A 20198-nucleotide genomic window follows, 5' to 3' on the forward strand; every position below is an offset into this window, starting at 1 on the left:
AAAAGATGAAAAAACTATTTTTATGGTTGATGGCAATTTTGTTGATTATCGGATCAACAAATGAAGCCAATGCCCGCTCCAAAAAGAAAAAAGGAAAAGCAAAAACCGAACAACAGACTGACAGTGTTCAAAAGAAAAAAAAGAGTGTCTACGACAAGCTTTTCAAAGATAAGAAGAAACATACAGTCAATAAAGGGACAATCACAGTTCATCAGTACGAGGATAAGATTTATCTGGAACTACCGGTTGAATTAATGGGACGGGATTTTTTAGTAAACTCTGCCATCACTACTGCAAGTGACATTTCGCTGGCGGGCACAAAAGCTGCTCAAAGTAGGTATCTGATTATTGATAAAACCGATTCATTAATATTATTCCGAGATCCGAAATACAATGTTCGCCTCAACGAACAGGACGATAATCAAGAAGCGGCTTTTGCATTATCTCGTAGTAATGCCATTTACAAAGCATTTCCAATTGAAGGATACACCAGCGATTCAACGGCTGTTGTGTTTAATGCCACTTCCTATTTCTCTTGTTCCAATAAAGATGTACTCAATCTTAGCGGACGCAGTTATGGAGGTATGCTCACAATTGTAAGTGCTTCCCCTCAAAATAAAACATCTTTTGTGGACTCTGCAGATGCATTCGACAATTGTATCAGTATCACTCAAAACTGTACTGCAAAGTTGAGCATCAGCATCATGGGATTCGTCTCCAAAGAACAACCGGAATTAACAATGTCAGTGCAAACAACATTAGCCCTACTGTCGAAAGAAAAGATGAATACCCGCGAAGCCAACCCACGTGTAGGAACAGGTTATATATCATACACAGACTATCGTAATGAAAAACGTTTCAAGAAAGGATACTATGTAACACGCCGTAATATAACAACACAACAACCTGTTGTCTTCTACATCGACACTCTGATTCAAGATAGCTGGGTAAAAGCCATCCAAAAAAGTGCAGATGAATGGAATATAATATTTGAAGACTTAGGAATAGGAAAACCAATCATAATAAAACCGTATGAGAAAGATTCAACTTTCCGTGCTAATAACCCAATGATAAATACGATTGCTTTCCTGAATAACAACAACTCGGAAGTTACCGCATACAATGTCACTGATTTACGCACTGGAGAAATCTTAAGTACCAAGATAGGAGTACCACGCGACCTTGCCGTCAGCGTACGTCGTAATGGAGTATACCAAATGGCAGAGATTGATCCGCGCTTCCGGACTTATTACATTGCCGATGAGGTGATCTGTGAGAATCTGACAGCACGTATGCTAAAAGCATTTGGTCTTAGTTTGGGATTGGCAACTAATTTGGCTGGTTCTGCAGCATACTCCCCTGAGGAACTGCGTTCTCCTGAATTTACTCAAAAATATGGTATCACAGCTTCAGTCATGGACAACGTATTATACAATTATCTGGCACAGCCCGGTGATAAAGAAAAAGGAGTGGTATTGATTGTCGACAAACCGGGTGTATGTGATGCATTTACGCTCAAATATCTGTATGCCGCCACCAGTGAAAATGAATCAGACATGTTGAAGAAATGGGCTATGGAACACGATGGAGATCCACGCTATTTCTATGGAAAGCGTTCACCAGCTTATGCTACAGACCCGCGTTGCCAAAACTATGATTTAGGTAATGATCCGATAGCCTCTTTAGATGCACAAATCGCTCATGTGAAATATGTAGTTAAAAATAGTCCTGCCTGGTTTCACGACGATAATATCCCCAATGATTACCGGGAGCTATTTCCTGATTTTGTGATTATTGAATTAATCAATAAAACATTGTCACCTGTATCTTCTTATATCGGAGGTATTTATATCAATGAAGCCAACGAAAAAAGCAATGTTCCTTCATATCAACCGGTATCGGCAGATATGCAAAAGAAAGTCTTACAAAAGATATTCAGTACCTTCTATGATTTAAGCTGGCTGGACTCTAATAAGGATTTCTTGCGTTTAGGTGGTGTCAATCCTGATATGTCAACATGGATTTACAATAACGGGTACCCAATGATGTCTTTGATGTTTCGTTTGATGCGTATGGGATTGAGTGTAGAGAAATCAACTAAACCTTATACCCAAGAAGCATATTTGAATGATATAGAGAAACAATTATTCAAAGAAACTTTAAATGGGAAACCTTTAAGTGCTCCAATGATTGCACAACTGTCTGTATATATCAGTTCTTTAAAAGGAATGTGTCCGACATTAAAGGCTATTGACAAGGCTGTATCAACAAGAGTAACTTCCATTGCTCTCAACGAGCAAACTAATCATAAGTTACAATCATTAGGGTTGCTGACAACTTTTGCCTCTATATCTGCAACAGAAGAGCAATCGGGTATGGAACCTATGACTGCTGTCAATTTCTATGTCGGTACGGATATCGAAGCCATTTGCTATGATAAGTTGAAAAGTGCACGCCGCTATCTAATACAAGCCTGCAGTTTAGCTCATAATGATATTGAGCGTGGAAAGTGTAATTATCTGATAAAAATGATAGATCGAGTTTTATAAATAAAATATTAATCTTTTTAAATTATTGAATTATGAAAAAGCACTTGTTATTTTTTTTATTTTTAGTTCTTGGAAGTATGCTTTATGCACAAGGAATGAAAACTGTCACTGGAGTTGTTGTTGACGAATATGGAGAACCAATGCCTGGTGTTAGTGTGGTTGTTAAAGGAACAACTAATGGAACTGTAACAGATCTTGATGGAAAATTTACTATCACAGTACCTATTGGAAGTATATTAGTTTTTTCATTTGTAGGTTATCAAACAATGGAAGTCAAAGTTGGCGCAAATACAGGTAGCATTAGAGTGGAAATGAAGCCTAATTATCAAAATCTAGACAACACATTGGATTAATCACTCTCACATGAGGATTCTAAATTTATAATGTAAGTGTTATGAAAAGATCTATTTCTATAATCATTCTTTCATGTATACCAATACTCTTTTGTAATATACCTATTCTTTCTGCGCAGGAGGTGGCAAGTACAGATTCAATTATAACACCGAACAAGAGTATTAAATATGGAAAAGTAAAGCTGCGCACAAGTATTATGCAAGCAAGTCTTGATGCAGTCAAGGCAAATCTGATATGTGGTAAAGATACATTGAAAGAAGATTATAAAAGTTCAGATTTTTTCTTTTGGAATAAAGTTCCCGTCGGTATCGCACGAGCCATCGTGTGGGCCGACGGATTCATCGCAGATTCCGATACACTTTATGTACACGAGGGGCAAACTACACAAAAAGACTTTTATCTGACCGACCGCGTTATACAATTACAGGCCGTAACAGTAAAAGGTAAAATTCCCGCTATGGTATATCGAGGCGATACTATCCGTTTTAATCCACAAGGAATCAACATATTGGAAGATGATGTGGCACGAAATATTCTGGAACAAATGCCGGGAGTAGAAGTTTCGGAACAGAGTGTAAAAGTTGCTGGAAAAGATGTAGAAAAGGCATACGTTGACGGCAAAAAGATTTTTGGAGAGAATCCAATGAATGCATTGAATCACCTTCCTGCCAATGATGTTGTATATATATCCGCTTATGATGAAGATGAGCATAAAGAGCAAACACGTAAAAACAGAAAAGGTAAGAAACGCAGAGTTCTGAATATTGAGACAAAAAGCAAATTAGTAAACTCGAAGGAAGGGGATCTAATAGCAAGTATCGGAGGAAATATGGAAAAAAAACAACTTGCAGACCATGATGTACGCTATGGCATAGGAGGTACATTTAACTTCTTCTCCGAGAAAATGTTGGTAGCGATCAATGCCATGCACAACAATTTGAATAGAACAACCAATCAACCGCAAATGTTCCTCAGTACCAAGAATCCATCGCAAACTTACAGTGAAAATAGCTTTGGAGGCATCAATCTGTCCCGTCGTTGGGAAAAAGAGACAGGATTTTATAAAGAAATAAAAGGCAGCTATCAGTTTGCACGAAGCGCAACAGAAGCAAATGCCCGAACTGAACAAGAATACTTCGCTACAGATGCCTTCTGGCAAAAGAGCTATCTAAGTCAATATCAGAATACAAATCAGTATAATAAACATACTATGAATACCGGATTCGGTATGAATGATAAGAAATGGGGCAATTTGATTATTGATTATACATTATCGACTAATCATTCAAAACAACATACATTGCAACAAATAGCAAATAGCATAGATGAGATCCAATCTACCGGCATTTTACAACAAAATGGCAATGGTAAATCTCAAGAGATGCAAGGATCAGTTAGTTGGAATAAATTCTTCGGAGACTGGAACTATTCCGTCAACGCGAACTATTCAAATAGCTCGTCCAACGGAGAAGAAAACCGGGAAAACAAAACACAAAATGAGACTAGTGGAAGTCTACAAGAGATCATAGCCATTCCAACAAATGGAAGAGGAAATAAATGGGAAGCCAAAACAGGATTAAAGCGCATGTTATCAAAAGATAAATATTCATTCATCGAATTAATATACAATTTTGTATCGGACAATCGCCATATCAATCAGCTTGCATGGAACAAAATAACAGGAGAAATAGACCCTACAAATACATATAATTACCGAAATTCTCTGATAGAACATACCCCTGAAACGACAGTTATTCTACCTGATTTGGGAATCTTCAATATTGATATTTCAGCAGGGTGGAAACATTCCATTATTAAGGATAGAAAAGAAACGGCACAAACAATATTAAAAAAATCATTTAACGCATTGAAAGGAGAAGTACAAATCTCTTTAGGAGGAAGATTAAGTGAAAAAGCAGAACACACAATCAAATATACCATAAATAGCCAACTCCCCAATATAGCACAACTACGTTCAGAAGTCAACAACTCTAGTCCTTACTTTATCAGCAGTGGAAATCCAAATTTGAAAGCCAGTACCATACATAAAATTTGGTGGAAAGAACAGTATCGCTTTAATGACTACGGACATTTGATAAATTCGGAATTAACACTAGCTTTCATAAAAAACAGTATTTCCAATAGGAGCACTTATTTTAACAAAGCAACTTACTTGCCTGATTTTAACTATACGGCTATTGCAAATAGTACGCTCAGCAGTTACGACAATCTAAACGGAGCATGGAATACAGATTGGGATATTTCCTGGATGTATCCAATCGTAAAAATCAAATCTAATTTAGAGGTTAGTATTAATAATAAGTATGAACATCTGCCTTACTACTATAATGATATACGGGATATAACGAAAATAAGCACAACGAGGATAGGAGCCAGATTCGCTACCAATCTGATTCCTCGATTACGTACATCGGCCTACTGGAGCGTCCACTATCGGCAAGCCTCCAATAAAGTGAATGACCAATCGAACCGGATATTAACAAATCGTTTAACGGTAGACATGACGTGCACTCCCATATTGAAGTACTTCTTTGCAAAGGTATCATATACCTATCAACATCAGAACAACAAAACCTATCATCAAATTGATAAAGAAAATATCTTAAACATTTATGCTGGAGTGAAAGTATTCAATCGACGGGCAGAAGTAAGCATTACAGCATTTGACTTATTAAATTCATATCATAACCGTATTATCCAAATGAAAGATAACTATACCAGTTATATTGACCGAGAGAACTTCGGGCGGTATTTTACCATAAATTTCTCCTGGAAATTCAGAAAGATCAAAGCGAACCGGATGGATATTTCAAGAGGAGTTGCATGGTAATATGAATAAGAAATCTATTAATCATTTAAAATAAAAAATATGAGTAATCCTATTGTCGAAGTTAAACACTTATCTCATCGTTATAGTGTAGATTGGGCCATTCGCGATATCAATTTTTCTATTGAGAAAACAGGAATATTAGGTCTGTTAGGGTCTAATGGAGCAGGTAAGTCCACCACTATGAATATCATCTGTGGAGTTTTAAATCAAACGGAAGGGGATGTATTTATCAATGGCATCGATCTACGAAAAAATCCGGTTGAAGCAAAAAAACATATTGGTTTCTTACCTCAAAAACCACCTCTCCATCCGGACTTGACTGTCGACGAATATCTCATACACTGTGCCACACTGCGGAGAATGGAGAAATCAAAAATTCGTGAAGCTGTAGAAATAGCTAAAGAACGTTGCGCTATTGCCCATTTTAGCAAACGCCTGATAAAGAATCTTTCAGGCGGGTATCAACAAAGAGTAGGAATTGCACAGGCTATTGTACATAATCCTCCATTCGTAGTACTTGATGAACCTACAAACGGGCTTGATCCTAACCAAATTGTCGAAATACGCAATCTGATTAAAGAAATTGCCGAAGATCATTCTGTCCTACTCTCCACTCATATCCTGTCGGAAGTGCAAGCTACCTGCAATGATATTCGTATGATTGAACATGGTAAAGTCGTATTTTCAGGTAGCATGAAAGACTTTGATAACTATGTGGTTCCAAGTAGTTTCACCGTTACATTTGCCCTTCCCCCTTCTATAGAAGAACTAGCAAAGATAGAACATGTGTTGAATATAGAAGAACTCTATCCCGGTACATTCCGGATACGCTTTGATGACGATGACAACATAACTGAACGAGTAGTAGCCTTAAGCATACAAAACGGATGGCGGCTGAAAGAAATCACGATGGAACGCTGCTCTCTTGACATAATCTTTGCACAACTATCGGGAAAACTTAAAAATAATATCTAACATGACGGATTTAAAGATTATAATACGTATTGCCCGAACCGATCTGGCTATTTTATTCTATTCGCCGATTGCATGGTTCATATTGATTGTTTTCTCATTCCTGACAACAGCAAGTTTTACGTCATTGATGGAGAATATAGTGACCGACTATGATCTGTCAGGCGGCAAGGAAGTATCTTTGAGCGGTATCTGCTTCTTAGGTAGTTACGGTTTTTTGTCCTCCGTCGTATCAAACATATACATCTATATTCCATTGTTGACAATGGGACTCATCAGTCGCGAAACGGCATCGGGTTCAATCAAACTGGCATATTCATCCCCAGTCACCAGTGGTCAGATCGTATTGGGTAAATATCTTGCAGCCATCGGATTTGGTTGCTGTCTGATGCTTGTCCCGATAGCCAGTGCTATTTATGGCAGTTTGGTAATCCCTTCTTTTGATTGGGCTCCTGTACTAGTCGCCCTTTTAGGACTCTATTTATTAATATGTGCCTATTGCGCTATCGGACTCTTTATGTCCTCACTCACGACTTATCAAGTAGTAGCAGCAGTTGGGACACTTATTGTATTAGCCATACTGAATTTTGTAGGAAATATCGGCCAGGAATACGATTTTATACGCGAACTGACTTATTGGCTGTCAATAAACGGAAGAACAATTGATATGCTGAATGGAGTAATCCGGAGTGAAGATGTGATTTATTTCGTGGTCGTAGTAACCCTTTTCCTGACATTTACCACTTTCAAACTTACATCCGACCGGCGAACTATCAGTCGTTTCCGGCAAGCAACCAGCTATCTGGGATTTTTTGTCGCAGCAATGGCAATTGGCTATTTCACTTCACGTCCGGGAATGATCAAGGTATGGGATACAACACGCACAAAACTAAACTCACTTACCGAAAATAGCCAACACGTATTAGCAAAATTGACAGGACCGGTAACTATTACCAATTATGTTAACCTACTTGATAACAAATCATATCGCTACCTCCCTATCATGAAGAAAGCGAATGAAACAATCTTCGAACCTTATTGTCTCGCTAAACCGGACCTGCAAGTGAAATATGTCTATTATTATGATTTCGCACCCAACGGCGTTGCAAATAATCCTAAGTTTCAAGGCAAAACAGTAGATGAGATGCGTGATTATATGACCATGATTTATAACTTGAATCCTCATTTATTCAAATCCCCGGAAGAAATCCGCCAAATCATCGACCTGCGTGAAGAACAAAATACATTTGTTCGCATTATGGAAACGCAAGATGGAAAACGTACCTTCATCCGTGATTTTGAAGATATGGATGCAACGCCATCCGAAGCGGAAATTACAGCAGCCATCAAAAAGATGATTTCAACTCCTCCCACTGTTGCCTTTATCAAAGGAGACGGTGAACGTGAGGTGTCCAAATCCGGTGACCGCGATTATAGCAACTTCTCCATTGAGAAATATTCTAGAGCCGCCTTAATTAATCAAGGCTTTGATGTCTGCGAGATCGACATTTCTCACGGAGACACCATTTCTTCCCTAATCAATATCGTGGTCCTTGCAGAAATGAGAACCCCGCTTACAGAAAAAGGAGAAAATCAACTGGAGGCTTACCTGGCTCGTGGAGGTAATTTATTTATTCTCACCGATACAGGCAGGCAAGAAGTTATGAATCCTTTTTTAAGCAAATTCGGTATCAAAATGGAAGAATACCAACTGGCACAATCTTCCGTTGATTTCTCTCCTAATCTGATTCTAGCCAAAGCAACCCGTGAATCGGGAAAACTGACATTCGGATTCAAAGAAGATTTTCTCCAATATGACTTACGCGTCTCTATGCCCGGATGTGTAGCCCTTACATCCTCCGACAACGATTACGGCTTCCAATATACTCCGATTCTTGAAACAAACGCCAAAGGTGTATGGATTGAAAAAGAACAAACAGATTTACAGGAATTGCCAGTAGAATGTAATGCTTCGGCAGGAGAGAAAGAACAAACCTATATCACAGCCTATGCCCTTTCACGCCAACTGAAAGATAAAGAGCAGCGTATTATCATCTCTGGTGATGCAGATTGCATAAGCAACACCGAACTGACTCTTTCACGCGAAGGATATAGATCAGGAAACTTTAATCTGATTATCGAAAGCTTCCGCTGGCTTTCCGGAGGAGAATTTCCGATCGACGTACGCCGTCCCCATTGTACCGATAACAAACTTTCGATCGGAGTGAAAGATATTGGTACAATGAAAACTATTTTCATAATCATTATACCGGCTATCCTCCTATTTATAGGAGTTGGCATCTGGTTTTTCCGCAGAAGAAATTAATAAGAGAAAAAGATGAACTTAAGACTTATACTTAGAATAGCCCGTACCGAACTAGCGGTACTCTTTTACTCACCGGTCGCATGGTTGCTACTGATTGCATTTACATGCCAGGTAGGATTCGATTTTATGAATATCCTGACGGAAATAGTAAAAATAAAAGCATTGGGCAACACGATCACTTTCAGTGTCACAGCCGGTTTTGTCCTTGGTCTCAAAGGAATATATGAAGTAATCCAGGAAACGATCTATCTGTATATTCCTTTATTAACCATGAACTTAATGAGTCGTGAATATTCATCAGGCTCTATCAAACTACTTTATTCATCACCGGTAAATAGTGTCCAAATCATTACCGGCAAGTTTGTATCAATGGTGGTATTCGCCCTGATCTTTGTCATCATCCTTGCCCTACCGACAATCGTAATGTTTATCTCCGTGCCGCATGTCGATATTACACTTATCTTGGCGGGATTGTTATCCATGTTTCTGTTGATACTGACCTATTGTTCTATCGGTCTCTTTATGACCACACTCACATCTTACCAGGTTGTGGCAGCTGTCGCCACCCTTTCCGCATTAGCATTTCTCAATTATGTGGGAGGAATTGGGCAGGAGTCCATATTCTTTAGAGAAATTACTTATTGGCTATCCATTAAAGGACGTGCCAGTGAGATGGTTGGAGGATTGATATGTAGCGATGACGTTATCTATTTCCTTGCCGTAATTTTATTATTCCTCTGGCTATCGGTCATTAAACTGAACAACGAAAAAACACGGCGTTCACTCCTTTCAAAAACAATGCGCTATGCCTTAGCTGTATGTACCATTATAGTTATCGGCTTTGTCAGTTCCCGTCCGGCAATGATGGGCTTTTATGATGCTACCCGCAGCAAACAACGTACACTTTCAGAAGAAAGCCAGAAAGTAATGGAGCAATTGTCCGGTCCTATGACAATCACAACTTACGTCAATATTTTCGATAAAGAATTTGATGTCGCTTCTCCAAAAGAGCAAAAAGAGGATATGGCACGCTTCAAAATGTACACACGTTTCAAACCGGAGATAAAGATGGAGTATGTTTACTATTACTCCACACCGAAAGACAGTGCCCTTTATCGCCAATATCCGAATAAGAACATTCGTGAGATAGCTTATGAAGTTGCCAAGAAAAAGAACTTCAATCCCCAAAAGCTGAAAAGTGCCGAAGAACTGAAAGAAAAAATAGACTTGGCAAAAGAAAACTACCGATTTGTGCGTGTTGTTGAGCGTGGATCCGGTGAACAAGCCCGCCTTCGCTTGTTCGACGATATGGAATATCACCCTTCTGAAACAGAAATCTCCGCAGCATTGAAGAAAATGCTTGTTACTCCTGTGAAGGTAGGCGCCATCACAGGACATCAGGAACGTTCCACCACTAAAAAGGGAGATCAGGATTACTCACTTTTTGCCACACATGGACGCTTTCGTTATTCCATGATTAATCAAGGTTTTGATTTGGTGGAACTGAATCTGAAGGATATGAATGATATACCAAGTAATATCAATATATTACTTATCGCTGAAATGCGTTCTTCCATGAGTTCCAAAGAACAAGAAATCATAGATCGTTTTCTTGAACGCGGAGGTAATATGATGATTATGGGCGACGTCGGACGTCAGGAAGTAATGAATCCTTTACTCCGGAAAGTTGGTTTAAAACTGTTGCCGGGAATCATTGCACAACCTTCTGATGTTAATCCCGGAGACCTCGTTCTCGCGAAAGCTACCCAGATAGCCGCCGACAGTATAGGAGGCTTCTACAAACGTATGGTTGACAGGCAGACGCATAGCGCAGTCACCATGCCATCGGCTGTTGCTCTGGAAGTTGTCGATACAACAAAATTCCATCCAATAGTTTTATTACAAAGCAACGCTCAACAAACATGGATTGAGTATCAAACAAAAGATTTTGTGAATGATTCCCTTTCTTTGGACTCTCTTCAAGGTGAAAAGCCAGGAGCCTATCCCACGGCAATAGCGTTAACCCGCAAGATAAAAGGCAAAGATAAAAAACAACGGATCATTGTGTTGGGTGATGCAGACTGTTTCAGCAATGCCGAACTACAAAAAAGCTCAAGGCCGGGTATCTATTCATTCAACTTCAATATGATTCCCGGTTCATTCCGTTGGCTATGCTATAATGAATTTCCGGTATCTTCTTCCAGAGCCCCTTATCTCGACAAAGATATCAGCCTGACTCCTATGGATCTATCCACTATCAAAATTATCTATTGCTATGGCATTCCATTTATTATTGGTCTGTGTGGCATTTGGATATGCTGGAGAAGAAGAAAACGATAAAAAGAAAGAATAGAGAAACTTCCGGCAAGCAGATTTTGTGCCTGTCGGAAGTCTAATTCTTTCATAAACTCCTTCAAAACTATGCCTTCAACCGCATCACAAACCGACTCCCCTTCCCCAATTCGCTCTCTACCGTCAGCGTACCGCCATGAGCTTCCACAAAATCCTTGGAAATAGATAATCCCAAGCCACTGCCTTGTACTTTCGTTCCGGGTACACGGAAATAACGGTCGAAGATGCTTTTGTGATAACGCGGGTCAATGCCTTTGCCAAAGTCCTGAACATACAGTTCGATCCAGTTTTCATCCTGCCTGGCACCGATAACCACACGCCCGTTTTCTTTTGAATAACGAATAGCATTACTTAACAGATTCGTCAACACCCAGGCAATCTTCTCACTGTCGACAAAAAGTTTACCGATTTTCTCTTCCGGATATTCCACTTCTATCTGAATATTAAACTTATCCGCTTGCACCTGATTAGCTTTAATTGCATACTCAATCAATTCAATCGGTTTGGTGATCTTTGGCATCAATTGCAGTTTTCCAGCTTCCACCTGCGTCATGTTAAGCAACTCTCCGGTGATGCTTAACAAACGTTCGCTGTTCTCCTTGATACTCTTTGAAAGCTGTTCCTGTTCATCATTCAACACACCGACACGTTTATCTTCAAGCAGTTGGAGACTCATCATAATAGCAGCAATCGGAGTTTTCAGTTCATGAGAGATGGTTGAGATAAATGTAGTCTTGGCAGAATCCAGTTCCTTGAATTCCGTAATATTCTTTAGTAAAATGACATCACCCAGTTTGCGAGGTTCATCTTTTTCAGCCTCCGTATTAATGATGGGAACATAAGATGCCTTAAAGTAACTCTCTTTATCGTCTGCATATATTTTCAACGGTTCCTTCTGTTCGCCCGGTGTCACCAGTTCACGAATCAGCCGCCGCAGCAGATCATTCTTCAAAGCCAGTTCCTCCGCCGATTGACGAATCACATTCTCCCGTTTCAAATTCAGCACATTCAGTGCTTCCTCATTGATAAACAGAATCTCACGTTCCATATTCAGACCAATCACCGGATCATCTATACTATTGACAATGGCTTCAATAAACTTCTTGGCAGAAAGGATATCCGACAAAGTACTGGCACGATATTCGGTCAAACGTTCTGCCATCCGGTTAAAACTATCCGCTACATCCCGGAACTCTTCATTATTATCCATTTGCAGACGCTTCTCATAGTTATGATTGGCTATTTCAAGAATTCCTTCTTTCAACTCCTTAACCGGCTTGCTGATAGAACGGGGCAGCCAATAAAGCAATATCAGTCCAGTCAAGATACAGATTCCCCCCGTTATGGAGATCCAGAGCAATGCACGTTCCAAAGCGGGCATAGCAGCAGGACTATCAGGTTCTGTCGCAGTCAGAGTTTGAAGATTCACTACTGAAAGTGTTACCAACAAAATAATCATTCCGGCCAGCATTCCGATGCCAAGAATCAGTTTCGTTTTAATATTCATAACGTTCATACGATTAATATTATGCAAGTATAATCAAATCGACATTAGCTTGCGACAAATTATTTAAAAACTTTCTATATCCCAGTATAGAACAAATAGCATACGGTAGCCTCAAATTAGGAGTTCCCATACACACTGTCGATATCTGTTTCTCTTTACAAACCTTGACGATGCTTCCCAAAATGTCTTTCGACTGTACCTGGACAACTTCTCCCCCAAGCTCCGCCACAAGTTTAAAATGATTCAACAAATAGCGTTGACTGGCCAAATCAATTCGATCCATACTCTCTTTCGGAGTCTGAACATACAAAGCTATAAACGTAGTATTATACCGGGTTGCCAACTTTGCCGCCTTTCTGATAATCCGCCGGGGTGTTTTCTCGTGACTACTGATACAAGCCATAAACTTCTCATGCCGAAGTCCGACAGCTACTCCCATCACCACCTCATTCTCCACCTTTTTTTCTACCCGCAGCGCAACTTCCTTCAGAGCCAACTCACGCAATTGAAGAATATTCTCGGTTCTGAAGAAATTATCCAATGCTGTCTGAATCTTTTCCGGACGATAGATCTTCCCCGCTTTCAAACGAGCAATCAGTTCCTCTGCCGTCAAGTCAATATTCACCACCTCATCCGCCTCCTGAAGTACGCTGTCGGGCACCCGTTCTTTCACTTCAATGCCCGTGATCTCCTGCACTTCTTCATTCACGCTTTCGATGTGCTGAATATTGATTGCCGAAATCACATTGATCCCCTCATCCAGCAAAGTTATCACATCTTGCCAACGTTTCTCATTCATACTGCCTTCTACATTGGTATGCGCCAGTTCGTCCACAATTACTATTTCCGGATGGATACGGATAATCGCATCCACATCCATTTCTTCCAATTCTTTCCCCTTATAGAAGATTTTGCGGCGCGGAATGACAGGGAGTCCTTGCAGTAACGCTTCCGTCCCGGCACGTCCATGAGTTTCGATATAGCCGATTTGTACGTCCACACCGTTCTCCAGCAGTTCATGTGCCTCCTGAAGCATACGATATGACTTTCCCACACCGGCTATCATACCGATATAAACCTTAAATTTACCCCGGTGGGATCTCTTTATCAGATCCAAAAAATACTGTACACTTTGTTCTCTATCATCCATTATGTCAATCTATTATTTTAAACATCCTAACCCGTAGCAATCGTCACGATCACCACGGGTTCACAAAAATTCATGAGTTTATTTTATGGCCTTAAAGTTACGCCAAATACTAGATGGGCATCCTCCAAACGCGGATTCCATATAGCCTGCACAAATATAGGCAATGAAAACTTATCATTAAACTTTATAGCTTTCGTTGCTTTCAAAGCAAGGTTCGTCACTGCAAAACCATTCACATCATACTGCGGAGTTTCATAAGGAACCACTCCACAGGTAGCATTCAAGTCTACCCCTTCTACGTTGAACGGATAATTCAGTTCTACGTAAGAAGAATATGCCTGTTTTTCTTCCCCCTTGTCAGTCATCTTTCTGTCGGCACCGGCAAACATGGTATACCATGCAATGGACAATGGGAATTTCTCAATAGGAAGCGTATAAGCTAATCCTGCTTCAAAATGATGTCCGGTGTCGCCACTCTTAAAATGGAAATAATCATTTGTAAGTTCTCCATTGGCTACATCAGCTTGTCCGTTCCACCAAAGACTGGCCACTGAAAGTGTCGGTCCCGCTTCACCAAACTTATAAGCCGCAGTAAGGTCTATTTCTTTATTACTTTCACTCAAACTGGTTGATCCCCATGCAGTAAGCGAGAAATTTCCTATGCTAAATCCCAAAGTCGGTTGAAAAGAAGCGGCACCACCTTGATAAATACCGCGCCATACATACGAACTTACCAAATCACCTTGTATGGTAAACTCTTGCGCTTGTGCATCGTTAGTTCCCAACATACATACGGCTGCTACAGCCATTGTTCCTAAAATACTCTTTTTACTAAAAAAACTTTTCATACTTTTTATCTTATTCTATTTTATGTTCCTGTAAAAAAGCAGCGCCCCATCCAACCCTGTTAATTTGAACCGCTAGCATAACCCAAACGATTCGGACAGGAACGCTGCTTCTGATCTTCATCTACTTATTACTTTCTTCAAGAGCTATATTCAATTTCAGCACGTTCACCTTTTCTGTTCCCAAAAATCCCAGGAACGGTTTTTCTATGCTTTTATCAACAATCGCTCTTACTTGTTCTTCTGTTAATCCGCGTGCTTGCGCCACTCTCTTCACTTGTACGTACGCACATCGGGGAGTAATATCAGGATCCAGTCCCGAAGCACTGGCTGTAACCATTTCGGCAGGCACATCCGCACGGTCTAAATAAGGATGATGCACAAGGAAAGTATCGATACGCGCTTTCACTTCATCCAGATATTCCTGATTCGTAGGCCCTTTATTACTACCTGCGGAACTCGTAGCATCATATCCGTCTCCGGCAGAAGATGGACGTCCCCAGAAATAAATATCTTTTGTAAACATCTGACCCACATTGGCTGCTCCCACTACTTTCCCATCCAGCGTAGCTACCTCAGCATTTCCCTTATTAGGACCTGCAACCTGTGCAAACAGCCACAAGATAAGGATATAGAATACGGAGAAAAAGACACAAAAAGCAAGCGTTATTTTTAATGACTTCAATAAAGTTTTCATTGCTATTGTTTTTTTAATTAAAAGAATAAACCTACCAATAAATCTATCAACTTGATTCCCACGAAAGGAACAATCACACCACCCAAACCATAGATCAACAGATTACGGCGAAGCAAGGCACTTGCACCTATCGGTTTGTATTGCACACCACGCAAAGCCAGCGGAATCAGAATCGGAATAATAATCGCATTAAAAATAACCGCTGAAAGAATGGCGCTTTCAGGACTATGCAGGTGCATGATATTCAAAGCTGCCAGTTCAGGAATAGCAACCATAAACAAGGCTGGAACGATCGCAAAATACTTCGCTACGTCATTGGCGATAGAGAAAGTGGTCAGTGTACCACGTGTCATCAACAATTGTTTACCGATTTCCACGATCTCGATCAGTTTTGTCGGATCGTTATCCAGATCGACCATATTACCAGCTTCCTTTGCAGCCTGTGTACCGCTATTCATGGCTACACCTACATTGGCTTGCGCCAGAGCAGGAGCATCGTTCGTTCCGTCTCCCATCATTGCAACCAATTTACCGGCCTGCTGCTCCTTCTTGATATATTCCATCTTATCTTCCGGTTTAGCTTCAGCGATAAAATCATCCACACCGGCTTTTTCGGCAATATATTTTGCAGTTAACGGGTTATCTCCTGTCACCATGACCGTCTTCACTCCCATCTTACGCAGACGTTCGAAACGTTCCTGAATACCCGGTTTGATAATATCCTGCAACTCAATGACACCGGTCACTTTCTTGTTTACACATACTACCAACGGCGTACCACCATTGCTGGAGATAGAAGAGATGATCTCTTCCACTTCTTTCGGAAATTCATTTCCTTCTCCTTCCACCATCTTACGGATAGCGTCGAAAGCACCTTTACGAATCTGTGTTCCATCTGCCAGGTCTACTCCCGAGCATTTGGTTTCAGCCGTAAATTTAATCATACGTGCTCCTGTTGTATTCAGGTTACGCATACGGATGCCCGACTCACGTCCCAGTTCTACGATAGACTTACCTTCCGGTGTTTCATCGGACAAGGAAGACAACAGACAAGTCTCCACAAAATCATGCAAATTAACACCCGGAGCCGTATGGAAATGAGTTGCCTTACGGTTACCGATTGTGATAGTACCTGTTTTATCCAGCAACAACGTATCAATATCACCGGCAGTCTCTACTGCTTTACCGGATTTAGTAATCACGTTGGCACGAAGCGCGCGGTCCATACCGGCAATACCGATGGCAGAGAGAAGTCCACCGATAGTTGTCGGAATCAGACACACAAACAAAGAAATAAGCGAAGCAATGGTGATGACCGTATTACTATAGTCAGCAAACGGTTTCAAGGTAACACACACTATGACGAAAACAAGCGTAAAACCTGCCAACAGAATAGTCAACGCAATCTCATTCGGGGTTTTCTGGCGGGAAGCACCTTCCACCAGCGCAATCATCTTATCGAGAAAACTTTCTCCCGGTTGAGTAGTCACCATTACTTTTATATGATCGGACAATACCTTCGTACCACCCGTTACAGAACTCTTGTCGCCACCTGCCTCACGAATAACCGGGGCAGACTCGCCGGTGATAGCACTTTCATCAATAGAAGCCAAGCCTTCAATAATCTCACCATCGGAAGGAATCACGTCTCCGGCCTCACAAACAAACACATCTCCTTTCTTCAACTGTGAAGAACTGACGATAACGATTTTATTACCTTCCACCTTCTTTGCCGGTGTCTCTTCACGAGTCTTACGCAAGCTGTCGGCCTGTGCTTTACCACGTGCTTCGGCAATAGCTTCAGCAAAATTGGCAAACAACAAGGTTACAAACAGAATGATAAACACGGCAATATTGTAAGCAAACGAACCTTGTGAAGAGTTTACAATGGAGTAGAGCGTTACAAGCAGCATGACCACTGTAGCCACTTCTACTGTAAACATAATCGGGTTCTTTATCATCATCCGCGGGTTCAGTTTCACGAATGCCTGTTTCAAACTTTCTATAACTTGCTCCTTTGGAAACAAAGAAGCTGATTTATTATCTTTCATATCTTCTCTAATTCAGTATTACAAACTTAAATGTTCAGCAATTGTGCTCAATGCATGTACCGGGAAGAATGACAGCGCAGCAATAATGAAGATAACCACAAATGTCATTACTCCGAAAGTCAATGTATCGGTCTTCAATGTGCCGGCACTTTCCGGAATGAATTTCTTCTGTGCCAATAACCCGGCAATGGCAACCTGTCCGATGATAGGAATAAAACGGCTCAAAATCAGAACGATACCGCACGTGTAATTCCAGAAATAAGTATTATCTCCCAAACCTTCAAAACCGGAACCGTTATTGGCAGCACAAGAAGTGTACTCGTAAAGTTGCTCACTTAAACCGTGGAATCCCAAATTGTTCAACCATCCACCTTCACTTTCCACAAAATCAGGATGGTACACATAAATATAACTTGAGAGTGCCGTAAATACCAAAATTACAAACGGATGAAGCAGAGCTACAATCGTAGCGATTTTCATTTCGCGGGCTTCCACTTTCTTGCCGAGGAATTCCGGCGTACGTCCTACCATCAAACCGCTGATAAACACTGTAATGATAATAAATGTATAGTAATTCATCCATCCTACACCTACACCTCCGAACCAGGTGTTAATCTGCATATTCAGCATCTCCATCATTCCGGACAGCGGCATAGTAGAATCATGCATACCGTTCACAGAACCATTAGAGGTTACAGTAGTTACAATACTCCATAATGCCGTTGCTCCGGCTCCCAAACGAACTTCTTTACCTTCCATCGCACCATTATCCTGCACAATTCCCAGTTCATCAATGCGTGGATTACCGCCCATTTCCTGACTGACATTAATACATACGCCTACCAGAAAAGCGAAAAGCATTACTCCGAATATACTGTAAGCCAACTTCTTTCTGCGGGTATAGAATCCCAGCGCAAATACCATTGCCATCGGGATAATCAAGATAGACCAACATTCTACCATATTAGTAAGATAAGTCGGATTCTCCAACGGATGAGAAGAGTTTACACCAAAGTAACCACCACCATTCGTACCTAATTGCTTGATAGGAACAATTGCAGCCGTAGGACCTTGAGAAACCATTTGTTCCTGGCCTTCCATCGTAGTCACTTTCATCTTACCGTCAAATCCCATCGGAGTTCCCTGGAGAATCAGAATAAAACCTACAATCAGAGAAAGAGGCAATAAAATACGTGTACAGCTTATTACCAGAAATTGCCAGAAGTTACCAATCGTTTTGGTTGTTTTTGCGGCAATACTCTTCATGATACCTGCCATAGCAGCCATACCTGTTGCGGCAGTAATAAACTGGAAGAGCATGATAACAAACAGTTGTGTAAAATAGGTCAAACCACTTTCACCGCTATAATGCTGTAAGTTACAGTTAACCATGAAACTGATACAGGTATTGAATGCCTGATCCGGTGTTTGAGGTCCGTTTCCATCCGGATTCAGAGGCAACCACCCTTGTGAAACCAAAAGCACCATTCCCCAGAAAAACCAAAAAGCATTCAATATTAACAATGCTTTCAAGAACTGTTTCCAGTTCATTTCTTCATTAGGGTCAATTCCACATACTTTATAAATAGCTCTTTCAATAGGAGCCATAAAATCGGACCAGGTCTTTTCTCCTCTGTAGACCTTGGCGATGTATTTTCCCAGTGGATAAGCCAGAATCACCATCAAGGCTATCTGAACAACCACGCCTAAAATTTCTGTATTCATATACTTTTTACCTTAAACTGTGTGTGTTACTTTAAAACTTTTCGGGTTTGACGAGCACGTACATCAAATAACCGAAGATCACAATACCTAATACGAATAACGCTGTGTACATAATCAATTCTCCTTTTTCTTTAAATATTCTCAAACCAGTCTACACATTTCCAAAATAGCCAGAAACAAGCGAAACCGCTTAACAGGCAGAAAATAAATGATAATGTTATTCCCATGTTTTTACCTTTTAAATGATTACTATTATTTTTTTACTTACCACCTTTCATGCCAAATGCGTGCCACAAAAAGCGGATAAGAGATAATAAACTAATATTCAAAAAGATACGTATCACAAGGAACTTTCTATCCATCCAACATACCCTTTCATTTTGAAAAAAGTATTCTATTTTGACTCACTCTGCACCCGGCAGAAGGTACAAATTCTACAAAGAAATAAAGTGATTGAAATTAAACCGCCGGGAAGCTGTAGGAGAGGTCTGCAATTGGGATTATCGTTTTTGTTGGCTTCGGGATGCTTCCATGTCCATCGAAACCATGTTTCAGATCGGACACACGGGGGCAGCTAAACGTTTTATGAAATTTATCCAATCCACATTCGTTTCCAAACATGATTATCAAATTATATATGGCATCCGGGCCGAGAAGAAAAGAAAAGAAAAGAGAAGAGAAGAGGTTATCTTTTCTTCTGGTTTAAAAACAGAAAGCCCCTTGATTCTTAGTTGAATCAAGGGGCTTCTTAAAAACGGCGGCTACCTACTCTCCCACTGTTACGCAGTACCATCGGCGTGACGAGGCTTAACTTCTCTG

13 protein-coding genes and 1 pseudogene are annotated in these 20198 nt (G+C 40.5%); 7 read left to right on the forward strand and 7 right to left on the reverse strand.

Annotated features, from left to right (window positions below):
* Positions 1-5: 5 nt before the first annotated feature.
* From I2I04_RS07165 to I2I04_RS07190, 6 genes are read left to right on the forward strand one after another with little or no spacing between them, the layout of a single operon-like run.
* A complete protein-coding gene (locus I2I04_RS07165) occupies positions 6-2549 on the forward strand; it encodes a zinc-dependent metalloprotease (RefSeq protein ID WP_195654677.1) in 2544 nt (847 codons plus the stop codon).
* A gap of 32 nt (positions 2550-2581) precedes the next feature.
* The gene (locus tag I2I04_RS07170) at positions 2582-2902 is read left to right on the forward strand and encodes a carboxypeptidase-like regulatory domain-containing protein (protein WP_143260038.1); all 321 of its coding nucleotides are present in this window, start codon (positions 2582-2584) and stop codon (positions 2900-2902) included.
* Between the two features lie 41 nt (positions 2903-2943).
* A complete protein-coding gene (locus tag I2I04_RS07175; protein ID WP_143260039.1) occupies positions 2944-5754 on the forward strand; it encodes an outer membrane beta-barrel protein in 2811 nt (936 codons plus the stop codon).
* Between the two features lie 39 nt (positions 5755-5793).
* Complete coding sequence (locus tag I2I04_RS07180; protein WP_143260040.1) at positions 5794-6729, forward strand: ABC transporter ATP-binding protein; 936 nt, start codon at positions 5794-5796, stop codon at positions 6727-6729.
* Between the two features lies 1 nt (position 6730).
* Positions 6731-9052: a Gldg family protein gene (locus I2I04_RS07185; RefSeq protein WP_195654678.1), complete on the forward strand. Its 2322-nt coding sequence runs from the start codon at positions 6731-6733 to the stop codon at positions 9050-9052.
* Between the two features lie 12 nt (positions 9053-9064).
* A complete protein-coding gene (locus I2I04_RS07190) occupies positions 9065-11392 on the forward strand; it encodes a Gldg family protein (protein WP_195654679.1) in 2328 nt (775 codons plus the stop codon).
* A 79-nt stretch (positions 11393-11471) separates the two neighbouring features.
* Here I2I04_RS07190 and I2I04_RS07195 read toward each other — a convergent pair whose 3' ends face one another.
* The 7 genes from I2I04_RS07195 to I2I04_RS23645 form a co-directional block, all read right to left on the reverse strand.
* On the reverse strand, positions 11472-12911 hold the full coding sequence (locus tag I2I04_RS07195; RefSeq protein ID WP_195654680.1) for a sensor histidine kinase: 1440 nt from the start codon (positions 12909-12911) through the stop codon (positions 11472-11474).
* Between the two features lie 19 nt (positions 12912-12930).
* On the reverse strand, positions 12931-14061 hold the full coding sequence (locus I2I04_RS07200; protein ID WP_143260044.1) for a sensor protein KdpD: 1131 nt from the start codon (positions 14059-14061) through the stop codon (positions 12931-12933).
* An 83-nt stretch (positions 14062-14144) separates the two neighbouring features.
* Positions 14145-14909, reverse strand: a complete 765-nt coding sequence (locus I2I04_RS07205) for a hypothetical protein (protein WP_143260045.1) — start codon at positions 14907-14909, stop codon at positions 14145-14147.
* 121 nt (positions 14910-15030) lie between these two features.
* Positions 15031-15603 (reverse strand): K(+)-transporting ATPase subunit C, encoded by a 573-nt coding sequence (locus I2I04_RS07210; RefSeq protein WP_143260046.1) that lies wholly within the window; start codon positions 15601-15603, stop codon positions 15031-15033.
* Between the two features lie 17 nt (positions 15604-15620).
* Positions 15621-17654 (reverse strand): potassium-transporting ATPase subunit KdpB, encoded by a 2034-nt coding sequence (kdpB, locus tag I2I04_RS07215; protein WP_143260047.1) that lies wholly within the window; start codon positions 17652-17654, stop codon positions 15621-15623.
* Positions 17655-17672: 18 nt separating this feature from the next.
* Positions 17673-19379, reverse strand: coding sequence for a potassium-transporting ATPase subunit KdpA (gene kdpA / locus I2I04_RS07220; RefSeq protein ID WP_143260048.1), 1707 nt, complete (start codon positions 19377-19379; stop codon positions 17673-17675).
* Positions 19380-19410: 31 nt separating this feature from the next.
* Positions 19411-19491 (reverse strand): potassium-transporting ATPase subunit F, encoded by an 81-nt coding sequence (locus I2I04_RS23645; protein ID WP_143260060.1) that lies wholly within the window; start codon positions 19489-19491, stop codon positions 19411-19413.
* A gap of 359 nt (positions 19492-19850) precedes the next feature.
* Between I2I04_RS23645 and I2I04_RS07230 the strand changes: the two are divergent.
* Positions 19851-20048 (forward strand): annotated as a pseudogene (locus I2I04_RS07230) (glycoside hydrolase family 15 protein); the annotation flags it as partial.
* Positions 20049-20198 lie beyond the last annotated feature (150 nt).

Source organism: Bacteroides sp. 1001136B_160425_E2 (assembly GCF_015559655.1).
GTDB classification, from domain to species: Bacteria; Bacteroidota; Bacteroidia; order Bacteroidales; family Bacteroidaceae; genus Bacteroides; species Bacteroides luhongzhouii.